General features: G+C 44.7%; 11 protein-coding genes. 9 read left to right on the top strand and 2 right to left on the bottom strand.

Annotated elements, in window-relative coordinates; genetic code table 11:
- Positions 1-5 precede the first annotated feature (5 nt).
- Positions 6-923 (bottom strand): haloalkane dehalogenase, encoded by a 918-nt coding sequence (locus DXK30_RS01595; RefSeq protein WP_114700168.1) that lies wholly within the window; start codon positions 921-923, stop codon positions 6-8.
- Positions 924-1,202: 279 nt separating this feature from the next.
- Positions 1,203-2,546: an SIP domain-containing protein gene (locus DXK30_RS01590; protein WP_162799503.1), complete on the bottom strand. Its 1,344-nt coding sequence runs from the start codon at positions 2,544-2,546 to the stop codon at positions 1,203-1,205.
- 193 nt (positions 2,547-2,739) lie between these two features.
- Here DXK30_RS01590 and DXK30_RS01585 point away from each other — a divergent pair, with 193 nt between their 5' ends.
- The 9 genes from DXK30_RS01585 (at position 2,740) to DXK30_RS01545 (ending at position 15,610) form a co-directional block, all read left to right on the top strand.
- Positions 2,740-3,504 carry an ABC transporter ATP-binding protein gene (locus DXK30_RS01585; protein WP_114700657.1) on the top strand — a complete coding sequence of 255 codons (765 nt, stop codon included), beginning with the start codon at positions 2,740-2,742 and terminating at the stop codon, positions 3,502-3,504.
- Between the two features lie 112 nt (positions 3,505-3,616).
- Complete coding sequence (locus DXK30_RS01580; protein ID WP_227670734.1) at positions 3,617-4,540, top strand: ABC transporter substrate-binding protein; 924 nt, start codon at positions 3,617-3,619, stop codon at positions 4,538-4,540.
- The gene (gene fhuB / locus DXK30_RS01575) at positions 4,537-6,735 is read left to right on the top strand and encodes a Fe(3+)-hydroxamate ABC transporter permease FhuB (protein ID WP_114700165.1); all 2,199 of its coding nucleotides are present in this window, start codon (positions 4,537-4,539) and stop codon (positions 6,733-6,735) included. The genes DXK30_RS01580 and fhuB overlap by 4 nt, the downstream gene beginning before the upstream one ends.
- A gap of 370 nt (positions 6,736-7,105) precedes the next feature.
- Complete coding sequence (locus tag DXK30_RS01570; protein ID WP_114700164.1) at positions 7,106-8,455, top strand: diaminobutyrate--2-oxoglutarate transaminase family protein; 1,350 nt, start codon at positions 7,106-7,108, stop codon at positions 8,453-8,455.
- A gap of 140 nt (positions 8,456-8,595) precedes the next feature.
- Positions 8,596-10,101, top strand: coding sequence for a pyridoxal phosphate-dependent decarboxylase family protein (locus tag DXK30_RS01565; protein WP_114700163.1), 1,506 nt, complete (start codon positions 8,596-8,598; stop codon positions 10,099-10,101).
- Position 10,102: 1 nt separating this feature from the next.
- The gene (locus tag DXK30_RS01560) at positions 10,103-11,932 is read left to right on the top strand and encodes an IucA/IucC family protein (protein ID WP_114700162.1); all 1,830 of its coding nucleotides are present in this window, start codon (positions 10,103-10,105) and stop codon (positions 11,930-11,932) included.
- Between the two features lie 117 nt (positions 11,933-12,049).
- Positions 12,050-13,447, top strand: a complete 1,398-nt coding sequence (locus DXK30_RS01555) for a lysine N(6)-hydroxylase/L-ornithine N(5)-oxygenase family protein (RefSeq protein WP_114700161.1) — start codon at positions 12,050-12,052, stop codon at positions 13,445-13,447.
- Between the two features lie 61 nt (positions 13,448-13,508).
- Positions 13,509-14,111 (top strand): GNAT family N-acetyltransferase, encoded by a 603-nt coding sequence (locus DXK30_RS01550; protein ID WP_114700160.1) that lies wholly within the window; start codon positions 13,509-13,511, stop codon positions 14,109-14,111.
- On the top strand, positions 14,111-15,610 hold the full coding sequence (locus tag DXK30_RS01545; protein ID WP_114700159.1) for an MFS transporter: 1,500 nt from the start codon (positions 14,111-14,113) through the stop codon (positions 15,608-15,610). Before DXK30_RS01550 ends, DXK30_RS01545 begins: the two co-directional genes overlap by 1 nt.
- The last annotated feature ends 60 nt before the right edge of the window (positions 15,611-15,670 follow it).

Below are 15,670 nucleotides of genomic sequence, written 5' to 3'. Positions count from 1 at the left end.
ATCTATTACTGTGCTTTTGGATTGTCATTGATGAACTTCAGTAGAAGCTGAGCTAATGTTTCGCCTTGGTCTTCTTGCAGGAAATGACCGCCATTAACAATAGTCGTATGATTTTGGCCTTTGGTACCCGGAATTAGCTTTTGCATGATGCGATCGCCGCCACCAGTTACGGGGTCAGAATCACTAAACAATGTGATAAATGGCTTGCTCCATTTGCTCAGCACGACCCAAGCTGCACGATTGTCTTCTGAAGCAGGATCATCTGGTGTCGTGGGCACTAGGATAGGAAACTGTCTGGCGCCTTCTTTATAAGACTCATCAGGGAAGGGTGCATCGTAAGCATCCAGTACGGCTTGTGATAACGTCGTTGTGGTACCGCTTTTAATGGTGCCTGCTACATTAAATTGCGGCGTCTCTTGAGAGAACTTCTGCCACTTGCGAAAGCCTTCGCCAGGATCATGATCTCCAGTCGGTAGCATCGTGTTGCCTGCTGCGACGCGATCGAATTTATCAGGATGCGCTGCTACTAAACGTAGACCGATTAAGCCGCCCCAATCTTGACAAAACAGGGTGATATTTTTTAAATCTAATTGATCAAGCACCGATTGCATCCAATCGACATGGCGCTGATAAGTGTAGTCAGTACGCAATGCAGGTTTGTCTGAACGTCCAAACCCAGGAAGGTCTGGCGCGATAACGCGGTGTCCTGCTGCTGTTAGTATCGGAATGACTTTACGATACAGATAAGACCAAGAAGGCTCACCATGTAATAACAAGATAGGGTCGGCGTCGCTTGGACCTTCATCAAGGTAGTGTACGCGTAGCTCACCACCTTCTGTATCATCAACCATCAAATAGTTCGGTTCAAAATCGTAGTCTTGCAAGTTATCAAAATACGAATCAGGTGTCCTAAGTTTTTTCATATATCATCCTTGGGTTAGAAAAATAACAGCGCATTCCGGCACTGGTGTTAGACAGTCTATTAAAGGTGGGTCTCTGGGTGCTACTCGACTATCACTGGTAATTCTAGCGATAAGTCTATCTACCTATAGTCTATATTGATTAAACGTTCAAAATGAAAACTATACCTTACAAACATTCGTTGCTGCAAACATTAATAGTGGATGCGCCAGTAGCATCCACTATATATAGGATAAGTTTTGATATAGGATAGGTTTTGAGTTTCATCTTATAGAGCTAAACTAATCGTGACGCCAATATACCTTTACCACAACATCTGTACGACTAAGCTCAAGTCGGTCTTTCAGTAATGGGCGCAATGCTTTGGCGGTATTCGCTTCTAGCGCTCCCCAGACTTTATCAACCTGTAGAGGGTTATTAGTCAAATAATCACCTAAATTACTGTCAATTAGCGTGGCTAACTCTGCCCCTGAGTTTGGTTGATTGGTTACTATAGGCAATACGGTAAAGTGGTTATCCTCGCGGCTTTCAGTATTGCAATCATTATTAGTGTCACTGTCAGTATTGTTGTTGTCATTACCAATGTTATCAATGCCACTACGCATTTTTACAGTATCGAAGTAGCTTTGATCGCCTGCATCTTGCGTCACACAAATGACCAATGGTGGTATAGGGTTGCTCCATAGCTCCAGCAGCCGAGCTGCCGTTGGCATCGAGGTTTCATCGACAATCAGTACCGCTTGACCGTCTCGTAAGTGCTCTACCTTTTCTGGAAACTCTCGTTTTGTGACGACGGTCTCGCCTGCTTGTAGTGCTGTTGCCCAGTTGCCGCCCGGCGTATCCCCATGTAAAAAAACATCGACCCATGCTTGTATCTCATCATCAGCTTGCCATGCTTTTCTTAAAGTGTAATAGCAGTGAGGACGAGCAAGGCGTATGTTCTCTTTTTCGCTGTCATCAGATTTACGGTTGTCAGCTTTATTGTCATCAGTGCTGTCATTCATCAATGCGTTGGTCATTGCATTGTGCTCTAAATCAAACAAGTACGCGTAACCTGCTTCGTTGGTAGGTACTGACGTCGAGCTTGTTGCGCCCTTAGCATTACTTAATTGAGCAGTATTATTTAATGGCGTATCACTATCTAATGACGGCATGCTCAATTCAAGGCGCAGCATATTTTTGCTGACTCTATAACTACTTTGCACATCAAATACTTGCTTGGTCAGTTTGATTGTTTTTTTGCCTAGCTTTTTATCGGCTCTTTGTTTTAGCAAGATATATTGGGCTTGCAAATCATCAAGCTGGGAGATAGGTGCAGCAAAAGCGATAAAGAAAGTCTGGTCATGAAGCGAGTTATTTTGAGCGTCAGTTTGTTGAGTCTCTGAGTTTTTTGAACGAGTCTGTATGGCAATACCTTCAGCATAAATATCAGTTATTTGCGCATCGACCAGATCCAATTCGGCGGTAGATAATGAAGTGAATGCGTTCAAGAATCCAAGCAGTTCGTCGAGGTGCTCTTCATTAATATGCGCGACCACACCTGCTATTTCAGGGTCGTTTAGGGGAGTGTATTGGCTGTTTTGGTTATTGGTGTTTTCTGTAGTAGCTAAAAGAAGATTAGTCATATAAATACTCGCAATCAACAGAGCGTTGAAATTAAAGTGAATGAGTTTATAGTTAATGATAATTGTTTTTGTTATCATTTACGAGTAAAATCAATTTTTATTGTAGTTTGATCGTCAAAAATTGGTCTACAACCAATGGCCGATGAACCATCATTTTTATGACATATTATTTTTATCAACAATGAGTGCTTATATGCTACGTGCAAACCAGCTGACTATCAGCCGTCAAGGAAATACTCTATTAGACAACGTGACTTGTGAGATTGATACCAATCAACTGGTGGCTTTGGTTGGGCATAATGGGTCTGGCAAGTCGACCTTGATCAAAGCGCTAGCAGGTGAGATGGCAAGTAGTAGCGGCAATGTCACATTAGATGAGCACAGTATCAATGACTACGGCAGCAGGGAGTTAGCGCGGCAAATGGCATATCTGCCGCAGCAATTGCCAGAAGCTGCTGGATTCACAGTGCGTGAGCTGGTCATGCTAGGGCGCTATCCCCATCAAAAATGGCTGCAAAAGCCAACTCAAATAGATAAAGACAAAGTTGCGCAAGCATTAAAAGTAACTCAAACCGAAGCGTTTGCTGATCGAATTACTGCCACGCTATCAGGTGGTGAGCGCGCTCGTGCTTGGCTCGCGATGTGTCTGGCACAAGATACCCGTTACCTATTGCTCGATGAGCCACTTGCTGCGCTTGATATGCATTATCAAATCGAGGTCATTCAGCTCATTCGTCGTTTGGTGGATGAGCAAGGCTTAAGCGTGGTAATTATTATTCATGATATTAATTTGGCAGCGCAATATGCCGATCGAGTCATCGCGCTGAAAAATGGCCAAATATGTCATAACGGCGATATTGCCAGTACCATGCAACCTACCGTGCTACACGATATCTTTAATGTCGATATGCAGCTGCTCAGTCACCCTATTACTGGACAGCCTGTCGCAGTCGCTTAACATCTGGTTTTGCTCCTTCTTTTTAATTCGCCTACAAAGATACGCTTCTATGCCTTCCGTTTTTTATACAGATAAATTATCGAAACTTCCAATAGTTACATCAGTATCAGTAATGACAACACTAAAATGGTTCGCCCTCGCATGGTGCTTGGTATTGACGGCCTGTAATAGTCAGACATCCACGCAAACAACTGCTACCTCAAAAGCAGAAAACAGTCATAGCGATAGGATGAATATTGTCTCTCCCGACTGGGGTAATGCAGCGACTTTGACAGCGATGGGGCATGCTCCGATTGCGACAGGTGATGTCAGGGTTTGGGACAGATGGGTGGGAAGCCCCGAACTGCCAACTTCGATAACAGACTTAGGCATCCGCTATCAGCCCAATGCTGAGCTAATCGCTCAACTGCCTGTCGATATGGTCATAGATAATTATTTTTATGAGCATGCACGTAACTTATACGGTGATGTCCCTGCTGAGTCGGTGATGTTTGCCGCCAAAGGAGAGACGGCAACATGGGCTGACTATACCGAACCGACGCGGGAGCTTGGCGTGCTGATTGATAATCCGAAGATGGCTGAAGACTATATTGTACAAAGTCAAAAAGACATACAGCTGGCCAGTCAGCAATTCCAGCAGCGTTATCCAAAAGCCAAGAAATTCGCAGTGGTACAGTTTGCGGATGCTAATAACATGCGTATGTATGTGGCGAATAGTTTATTTCAGCCTGCGTTAGAGCAGATGGGTAGAGCGCTTGTGGTATTGGGCAAGGGCAATCAGTGGGGGTTTGTGCCAATACGAATGGGAGATTTGGCGCAATTAGATGATGAGACTTGTCTATTAATTATCGATCCACTAAGCCCAATTACTAGAGCTGAAATTGATGACAGCTTGATTTGGCAGCGCCTGGGTTATGGTAATACCCGCTGTGTGGGAGAGTTACCACCAGTATGGATTTATGGCGGGATGTCATCATTGGTTAGCTTAGCAGATAACTTGTCAGAAGTTTCATTAAAAGGCGGGGAAGTACTATGAGCGCCAATGCAGATACTCACAACAACCAAAACAATAATATCAATAACCACACCGACAGTTCTCATAACGACAGTGCTCATACGATGACATTAGCTTCTCAAGCAGCAACGGTTTCAAAACCTTCATCAACGTTATCATCGTCGCAATCATTGAAACAGTCATCATCACCACTGAATCAGCCACCGAATCAACCCAATTCTCAAACTTCCTTGTTTGCCAATTTGTCTTGGCGACTATGGACCATGCTCATCGGACTAGCGGCTTTGTCGTTATGGAGTAGTTGGGCGCTGTTAGACCAACAGTGGACGCGCCCAGTCAGTGACTTGCTTATACCAAGCTCGCAATTGGATATTGCCAGTATGGCGATACAGCTGCATATCGTGGCGACCAGCGTAGTAGCGTTATTGGCTGGTGGGTTATTAGGCGTGGTCAGTATTCTACTACAGCAATTGGTAAAAAACCCCTTAGCATCAGATACGACGCTAGGCGTGGGCGTAGGTGCACAGTTGGCCATGCTTATCGTCACGTTATTTTTGCCAAGCTTGGCTATTTATGGCGGAATTTACGTGGCCTTTGTGGGGGCTATCATTAGTATGGGTCTGGTATTTGCCTTGTCAGCACCCAGTCGATTCAATCCATTGATTTTGATATTGGCCGGTTTGGTCGTCAATATTTTGCTGGCCGCAGTAGCCAATGTTCTAGTACTGTTTTTTGCTGAGCGTAGCAATGGCATGCTGTCATGGGCGGCTGGGTTTTTGGCACAAAACAGCTGGCATACCAGTATCGCGCTAGTCATCACTGCTATTTTGATGGCGGTTGTATGTCTGCCATTACTAAAGCCATTAACACTGATGAGCCTAGATGACACCCAGGCAAAACGTTTGGGTGTGCCTATTAATGGCATTCGTGCACTTGTTGTGCTGGTTGTTGCCGTTGTGACCGCCTTAGTGATTAGTGAAGTTGGCTTAATTGGTTTTATTGGTCTTGGTGCAGCAAGCTTGGTCAATGCGCTGGGCATCTCTGCTATTGGTAAGCGTTTGGCCACTGCCTTTGGGTTAGGGGCGCTGCTGTTATTATTGACCAGTAATGTCGCATTATTGCTTGAGCCAATACTTGATATGCAAATTCCAGCTGGTGCCATGACAGGTATTTTGGGCGCACCGCTGATTATTTGGCTAATTTTACGTCAGCGTCGTGAGCGGATAGAAACAGTGACGCCTATGCTTACAGGTAAGCATACATCCATTGCTTTTTGGCGATGGGGCGTTGGCGTGCTCGCTATCATCATGCTGGCTTGTCTTTTTGTACAAGATATCAATGGTTGGGGACTCAGTATGGACTGGGCGCTCACGCAGCAGTACCGCTTGCCTCGTAGTTTGAGTGCTGCAGCGACAGGCTTGATGTTGGCGGTCGCCGGTGTGCTACTGCAAACTTTAACGCGTAACCCTATGGCCAGTCCAGAGGTCTTGGGTGTCAGTTCAGGCGCGGCACTTGGGGTTATTTTAGGGTTCTTACTATTACCAAGTTTAGGGCTATCTGCTGGAGCAGGGACGTTGCTGATTTCAGGACTCTCAGGGGCGATGGCCGTGCTGCTATTGATTATTTGGCTGGCACGCAGGGTCAGCTCAGGTTATTTATTATTAGTAGGTATAGGCATTGCCGCCATGATGGACGGGGTGATGCATATGGTCAAGCTCTCAGGAGACCCGCGTTTAGAAGCTATGCTCAGCTGGCTGTCAGGGACAACTTATAGCGCCCAGCCCAGTACGGTATGGTATCTCATTGGTATTGCATCTATCTTATTTATACTCAGTCTATTGCTGATTAAGCCTTTGCGTGTCCTTGGCTTAGGCACAGGGGTAGCACGTAATCTAGGTGTGGCAGTTACGCCCGTTACCTTGTCACTACTGGCACTAGTAGCAGCGCTTAGCACAGCCAGTACGCTTGCCGTTGGCCCATTGAGCTTTATTGGTTTGATGGTGCCTCACTTAGCTACTTCATTGGGTGCTGTAAAGCTTGAACGGCAATTGCCACTAGCTGCACTCTTAGGGGCAGGGGTGATGGTGATAGCGGATTGGATTGGCCGTTATGTTATTTTCCCTTATGAGCTGCCCGCTGGCACGATTGCAGCTATTATCGGTGGTGGCTACTTCTTATGGCTCATTCGTAAGGTACCAGCCTCAGCAAATAGATAGCCGCTGTCTTTAGATAGCTATTAACTAACGATAAAAGTGAGCACAGATAGTCTAGAACTGTCTGTGCTTGGTAGCTGTGTGTCATTGATTAGTCGACAGTTTGTAGTAGCCTGCATTGTTCCTAATTAATCGCTCTTGATTCGTCGTTCTTAGATTCACGCTAGCTGCTATCTTTATCATTTTTATCAACAGAAAATTCGAAAACTGGGTTGACAGCCAATCATTGGTAGTAGATACTACGCCTCATAAATAATAATGATTATCATTTACATTATCATTCAATATAAATGAGCGTTATTTTAAGAAGTAAGCGTCAAAACTTACTTTCGAATGTTTATCCAAGACCACTGACAATAACAAGGCTGAAGCTATGGACACGATCTTATTAGACGAATCACGTGATAACGAATGCTACTTAAACCGTCAAGAACAATTTGAATCGAAGGTTCGTAGTTATCCACGCAAGCTGCCATTTGCGATTCAATCAGCTAAAGGCGCTTGGATTACCGATGTGGAAGGTAATAAGTATATCGATTGCCTATCTGGTGCTGGCACGCTAGCGCTTGGGCACAATCATCCTGTGGTTATAGAAAGCATCAAAGATCTATTAGACATTAATTTACCTCTGCATACATTGGACATCACCACACCGTTAAAAGACAAATTTAGCGAGTTCATGTATAAGTTGCTTGCTACCAATAGCGATAAATATTGCTTACAGTTTTGCGGGCCGACAGGCGCTGATGCGGTAGAAGCGGCTATTAAACTGGCCAAGCAAGTCACTGGTCGTTCAGGTGTTGTAAGCTTCAGCGGTGGCTATCATGGCATGACACATGGCGCTCTGGCGGTGACAGGGAACTTGGCACCTAAACAGGGCATCGAAGGTCTGATGAGCTCGGTACAGTTTTTGCCTTATCCTAATATGTATCGCTGCGCGTTTGGCTTGCCTTTTGAGCAAAGCATTCATGCCCATATGAGCTACTTTGAAAACTTCCTAAAAGATGTAGAGAGCGGTGTGGTAAAACCAGCAGCGGTCATTTTAGAAGTTATACAAGGGGAAGGCGGTGTCAACCCTGCGCCAATAGAATGGCTGAAGCATGTGCGCCGAGTGACAAAAGAGCTTGGTATCATGCTTATCATCGATGAAGTGCAAACAGGGTTTTGCCGTACAGGACGTTGGTTTGCCTATCAATACGCCGATATTGATCCCGACATGATTGTGATGTCAAAAGCAATCGGTGGTGGCCTGCCACTTGCGGTATTGGGTATCAAAAAGCAATACGACGTATGGCAGGCGGGCAATCATTCCGGCACGTTTAGAGGCAATCAATTAGCGATGGCGACTGGCCTTGCCACCCTTAATTACTTAAAAGATAACAACGTTGCTGACTATGTTTTAGAAATAGGCACATGGTTCATGGCGCAGCTAAAGCTACGCCAACAGCGCTATCCAAAAATGGGTCAAGTCAGAGGACGTGGTCTCATGATTGGTATAGAAATCGTCAATCCCAGTCTACCTAAGCAAAATGATGGAAGCTATCCAGCAGACAGTGATATGGCCGCCAAAATTCAGCAGTCGTGTTTTAAACATGGATTGGTGATTGAAAAGGGCGGACGCGGTGGCACAGTATTGCGATTATTACCGCCACTCAATATAACCAAAGATGAGTTGCAGCAAGTCTTGCAGAGGCTTGATATGGCGCTAGAGGACAATCAATAGTCTTGCCAGCGCTTTAGCATGATTCACACATTTATAAAAAAACTCTGATAACAACTCTAATAACGACTCTAATAACGACTCTAATAATAAGTCACTTATTTGCGATTTATACATTCGTAGAATAAACAAGTGAGGATATTTTGCATTTATTAAACCAGAAAACCAGTGAGCAATATGTCACGCATATGCAAAAAACCAGCGCTGTTATTAAACAGTGGCTAGACGACAATAACGTGTATTTGGGCGGCACACCGCAACAAGTGCAAGCGACCAATGCCTTTAGCATCCGTGAACAAGGCCGAGACATCGACACGATACTCGCTGATATTCAAAACAAGTTTTTACCCAGTTGTGTGTCGACGGCCAATGCGAATTGCTTAGCTCACTTACATCCGCCCACACTGGTCATCGGTCAGATTGCTGAGATGATTATCGCGGCTACTAATCAAAGTATGGACTCGTGGAACCAAAGCCCAGCCGCGACCTATATCGAAAAAGACTTAATCCACTGGTTATGTCAACGTTGTCAGTTTGGTGATATCTCTGATGCCTTCTTTGATGAACAGACAGACCATAACGCTGGTGGCGTCTTTACCAGTGGCGGTACGCAAAGTAACCTGATGGGTTTATTGCTAGCACGCAATCAATTCTATAAAGCTAAGGGCGTTGATGTGCAAAAGGACGGCCTGATGGGTCAGCCTAGTGGCACAATCCTGTGCTCAGACCAAGCGCACTTTTCTATCGAAAAAAACGCCGCGCTACTAGGTTTAGGTCAAAAATCTGTCATTAAAGTAGCGACCGATGCATCAGGTGCTATGCTGATGTCTGACTTACAACATCAGATAGATAAGCTAGGTGCTGACAATGTGATGGCTATCATTGCAACTGCGGGCACAACGGATTTGGGTGCAATTGATCCTCTAATGGCTATTGGCAAGATCTGCCATGATGAAAATATATGGCTACATGTCGATGCAGCATGGGGTGGGGCATTGTTATTATCACAGCGCTATCGACACTTGATTGAGGGTCTGAATCAGGCTGACTCTATCACCTTGGACTTCCACAAACATTTCTTCTTGCCGATTAGCTGTGGCGCTTTTCTCTTACGAGATAACCAAAATTTTGAGAGTATTCGCCATCATAGTGAGTATCTAAACTCTGCTGATGACGAACAAGACAATATCCCAAATTTAGTGACGTATTCTTTACAGACCACACGACGTTTCGATGCCTTAAAACTGTGGATGGCGCTGGACTTACTGGGAACGGATGGCTATGCAGCATTGATTGATAACTGTCTGAATACTGCCAAGCAGGCGGCACAGCTGATTGATAAAAATGAAAATTTTGTGCTGGTACATGAGCCTATTATCAGCAGTGTTTTGTTTTACTTTGCACCTAAGGATGCCGTGCTATCTGATGAGCAACTCGCACAGCTCAATCGTCACATTGCACAAGCGTTATTGGTCAATAACATCGCCAATGTGGCCACCACCCAGTTTGAGCAGCGCCTTTGCCTTAAATTCACCATTCTAAATCCCAATACCCAAATCAATGATATTGCAGACATCATTGAGCAGATGGCTATTGCTGGTTTTAACCAACTCAATTCTGACAACCTGAACGTTGATGGGAAGAAATAACATGATGCAGCATAAAACGCTTGATCGTCTCACACTACAAAATCTAATCAATGCTTACTGTTTTGAGACTGGGCACGGCGATATTATTGCCGTAGAGCAGCAGGATGATATACAGAAGCAGGCCTCACAAAACAAGCCTCTATTAGTGCTAATGCTATTGGCTTCGAACACGGTAATGGTCGCACCTGTCGATAGAGTGAGCCAATTGGGTCAGCACCGTTTGGCAGGCACGCCGCTTATATTGAATAAGCAGGTCAGCATACGATCAGACTCAACATTAGACACGCAACTGGACGACCCTTTGCAAAACAGCCGATGGATAAAATCCTCTGCTATGAGCCTAGCGTCTTTGATTATTGAAGACATCGTGCATCGTTATAAAGACAAAGCGACGCTAGATGCTAATGGTGTATTAAAGCGCTGGATTGAGAGCTATGAGGGGCTACAGATTATCTTAGAGCATCGTAATGATGAGATTGATGACATCGTTGACTATCAGCAAGATTTCATTCAAACCGAACAAAACCTTATTTACGGTCATGCCATGCATCCTACACCCAAAGGCCGTGCTGGCTTTTATGGTGCCGAATGGGCAAAGTATGCGCCCGAGACCAGTAGCAAAACCCAGTTGCACTATTGGCTAGTGCACCCCAGCAGCATTACAGAAGAATTTGTAGATGGCGATAGCATTACCACAGCGCTCAAATCAAAGCTACAAGCTGATATGAGTGGTTATCAGCAGCAACTTGTGGATGAGCATCCTGACTATAAGCTGTTGCCATTGCACCCTTGGCAAGCAAGGTTTTTGCAGCAGCAGCCATGGTATCGAAAGCTGCTAGAACAAGGCCAATTGTTTGATTTGGGCGAGCTCGGGTGGCATTTGCATCCAACAACATCAGTACGCACACTGGCTGCCTTTGATGCGCCTTGGATGTTTAAACTGTCGTTGTCTGTAGCGATTACCAATTCGGTGCGGATTAACCTGCCCAAAGAATGCAAACGCGGGATGCATGCCTGCCGAATCTGGCGTAGCGACTATGGTACTCAGCTCAAGACCCAGTATCCTACAATTGCCGTATTGAATGATCCTGCTTGGATTGCCTTACGTGTGGATGGCAAAATCATTGATGAGACTATTTGTATCTTACGTGACAACCCTTTTACAGAGGATACGCAAGTCACCAATCTTGCCAGCTTAAGCCAAGACCATCCAACCCGTCTCACCAATCGCTTAGAGACATTGTTTAAGTCCATCCACAAACAGACAGATGAACCTTTAGAACAGGTGGCTATCCAGTGGTTTGACACTTATTTGCAAGTTGGTTTTATACCGCTTATTCATATGTATTATCAGCATGGTATTGGTTTTGAGGTACATCAGCAGAACACTCTGATTGAGCTAAAAGACGGCTATCCTACTAAATTTTGGGCCAGAGACAATCAAGGGTTTGGCTATATTGCGGAGTACGCCACGCCGCTCATTGATGCTTACCCCGAGCTTATTAGCGAAGGAGAGTGCGTCATTCCAGAAGACTTTGCCGACTCACGTTTTGCCTATTATTTAGTTGGCAACAGTATATTTGGTCTTATTACTGCTATTGCTCGTACTCAGCTTGTGACTGAGGAAGCATTAATTACGACGTTTAAAGAGTGTCTAATAGCGTTAGAGCAACAATACCCACATCGCTCGTTATTTGACTTGTTGTTGCGTAGTCCTACATTGCCGTTCAAGGGCAATCTACTCACCAGACTTTATGCGCTCGATGAGCTGACCGCACCTGTTGAGACCCAGTCTATTTATGTCGATATCCCAAACCCCATGGTGATGTAGCAAATCATATTGTGACGGCAAAGATAAGCACAGGATAGAAGTTAGGGTTCGATAGAAACGAACACCAGAATTAACGTAACTATCAAATCACTACCACCAGATCACTAAGGGGCGACCGTGTTAGATATTATTGGGATTGGCGTAGGGCCGTTTAATTTAAGTTTGGCAGCATTACTGACAAAGACCGACGTAACCGCCAAGTTTTTTGAGCAAAAGGCTGAGTTTAATTGGCATAAAGGCATGATATTGCCGAGCACCACACTGCAAGTGCCTTTTATGGCAGACTTGGTGACGATGATAGACCCAACCAGTCCATATTCTTTTTTGAATTATTTGCATACTCAGCACCGATTGCTTAAGTTTTATTTTTTAGAAGAATTTAAAATTTATCGTAAAGAGTACAACCACTATTGCCAATGGGTAGCAGGGCAACTGGATAGTCTGAATTTTGATTCGCCAGTGATCGACGTGGCATTTGATGACAATAATGGTGGGTTTTTAGTGACTGTATCTGAGCAAGGCACACAAAACACCTATCATGCTAAAAATTTAGTCATAGGAACAGGCACACAGGCCACGCTACCACCATCGTTGCAAGATATTGCCAAGCAAGCGCCTAACCGCTGTATGCACACCGCCCATTTTGCAGATAATTTTGACTTGGATAGCCTCAATAATGCTAGTAGCCTTGATCTGAATAGCACCAAGACTAAGGGCAAACTGACTAAAGTGTTGGTGTTGGGGTCTGGGCAGTCTTCAGCAGAAGTGTATCGAACCTTATTCGATCAGCAGTTTGATGGCGATGATAGTACTAATGACGACCCTAAGTTTCAGTTAGATTGGATGACTCGCTCGGCAGGATTTTTTCCCATGGAATACTCCCCATTAGGTTTAGAGCATTTTAGCCCGGCGTATACAGATTACTTTTATCATTTAGACTCAGCAATCAAACCTCAAGTCACTGCTAAGCAAGACCTGCTCTATAAAGGCATGGGCTTTGAGACCATACGTGATATTTATCACCGTCTTTATGAACGCAGTATTACCAATAAAGATTTGCATTCAACGCTGCTGTCCAATTGTGAAGTAATTGAAGCAACACTGACAACTATGCTAGAAGATCCAGAGCCGACAGACACTATAAAACTGGTGGGTAGACAGCGTGAACAGAATCAATCATTTACTGCTGATTATGACTGTGTGATTGCTGGTACAGGCTATCGTTACGGTCTGCCTGAGTGTTTAAACACGATACTGCCTAGCATCGCGCACGATGAGTTTGAGCAGCCAGTCATTGATAGAGACTATGCACTGAAATATGTACTGACGCATCAAAAAGACATCGCAACTGATGGCAAAATTTTCGTACAAAACCAGGAGGTGCATACCCATGGTGTTGGGGCACCAGACTTGGGGTTGGGGGCTTATCGAGCAGGGTGTATCGTCAATCAGTTAACAGGTGAACAGACTTACGACACTGACGCCTTAAAAGTATTTCAAAAATTTGGCACGTAGTTTTCTATAAGCATCGTATTTCATAAAAACCACATAGCAAAATAATAATTAGGAGCAAGTCATGCCGACCATCACCCAAAATTTGCCCGATACCTTTAGCATTGAGGCTTATCAAAAGACGTTTGCCTTGAGACCTGTCAGCTACCCAGATGATATGCCATTGCTGTATAAATGGATGCATGCTGAGCATGTGGTCGATCAGTGGCAGCTCCATCTCCCGATGCCGCAATTAAAAACCCATTTTGAAAAAATGCTAGCCGATGATCATCAGCGTCTCTATCTCATACTTTGTGATGATAAGCCGATTGGCTATACAGAGATTTATGAGACGGCTCGTGACCGGTTGTCTCATTATTACAAAGCCAAGGAGACGGACATGGGTTGGCATATTTTGCTTGGTGATCCAGCGGTGGTTGGCAAAGGCTATCTCAAGCCAACAGGCATGATGATCAGCAAGTTTATATTTGAGCATACTGAGGCCAAAAAAATCGTAGTCGAGCCGGATAGTAAGGTTGAGGTGTATCAATGGATTGCTGATAGCTTCGCTTATCGCGTACAACGTCTGATTGAGATGCCAGAAAAAACCGCCTCATTATATTTTTGCAATCGCGATGAGTTTCTAGAATCTAGAGGTTATCTCAATTTCTATGGTGCCACTGCTTAATGAGCAACGCGCCTATAAATGAAGCACCTATAGATAAGGTATCTACAACTGAGTCGCCTATAAACGAAGCCTCTAAGAGTAGCAGTCATGGCTTGACCGATAAGCAAGTACAGCAGGTATTACTGACATTACTACTCGGCGGTACGGTCGTCAGCTTCAGTAATAGCGCGCTTAATCCAGCAATTCCTGTTTTTATGTCGGTGTTTGATGTCGATATCGTGATGGGCGGCTGGGTGTTAAATGCTTATGTACTGGCCATGAGTGTGGGGCTTATGCTAAGCGGCTACTTAAACAAAAAGTTTCCGTTTAAGCATGTTTATTTGGCGGCAATTTTTGGATTTATGCTGGGCTCAGTCATTGGCATGCTGGCGTCTAGCATGAGCTTTGTCATCATTGCCAGAGCCATACAAGGACTGAGTGGCGGTCTGATTATCCCGCTGTCTATTGGTATGCTATATCAGATTTATCCGCAGAAACAGCACGGCAGAGTAATGGCGCTATGGGGCATTGTCATTATGATGTCGTTGGCGTTTGGCCCTTTGGTCGGTGCTTACTTGGTTGAGCAGTTTGCGTGGTGGACACTGTTTGCCATTACCTTGCCACTCAGTGCGGCGGTCATGGCGATGGTGTGGTGGTTAATACCTGATATGCGCTCACATGATAAAAAAAGCCCTTTCGATACCATTGGGTTTATCAGCTTACTCATTTGGCTATTGACCATAATGGTGTGGCTGAGCACGCTGAAGATAGACTTCACTGGTGGATTATTCAGCAGTGACGGCTTGTTAAAGATAGCCACGTTGGGTTTATTATCTATTGGATTTCTACTGTCCGCGATGGTTTGGTGGGCATATGAGCGGCGGCAGAAATATCCATTATTAAACGTGCGCTTGTTCAATAATAAAACCTATTTGCACAGTAATATCATTAGCATTAGCCAAACAGTCGGTTTGATGCTGTGTCTCTTGCTATTACCCGTGCTGATACAAGACGTGATGGGCGAAAGTGCTTTATGGACAGGCATTGTCCTGATGGTCGCGACGCTCGTAGCCAGTATCACCACGCATTACGCTGGCAAGATGGTAGATAAGCAAGGTGCCAGAGGGATTGGCATCGTAGGAATTGCGATTAGTGCGCTATCTACTTTGATGTTGGCAGGGTGCTTGTATCAGCCCACGCTTTGGCTATTAATGCTAATTATGAGTATGCGAGGTATTGGGGTAGGTTTGGCTTACCTGCCAACCACTACCGTTGGGTTTAGTAGCTTACCCAAAGATTCGGTCACTGAGGGAGCTGCACTTAATAACATCAGTCGCCGCATCATCTCTACTATATTTATCACGCTTTCCACCCTTTATATAGGCAGTCGAGGTGCGCAATTATTAGCAGCAGGTAGTAGTGACGGCACGGCAAGTGCGATTCAAGAAATACTGGTAGTAATCGCGGTGATTTTATTATTCACGATTCCTTCAGCGTGCAAACTACCACGATCCTTATAAACAAATATTCCGTATCGGGGTTTACCTTAACTTATCAACGTAAATAATTATCATTCGCTT

Source organism: Psychrobacter proteolyticus (assembly GCF_003350005.1).
Lineage (GTDB): Bacteria > Pseudomonadota > Gammaproteobacteria > Pseudomonadales > Moraxellaceae > Psychrobacter > Psychrobacter proteolyticus.
This window is presented reverse-complemented; position numbering and strand designations above follow the sequence as displayed.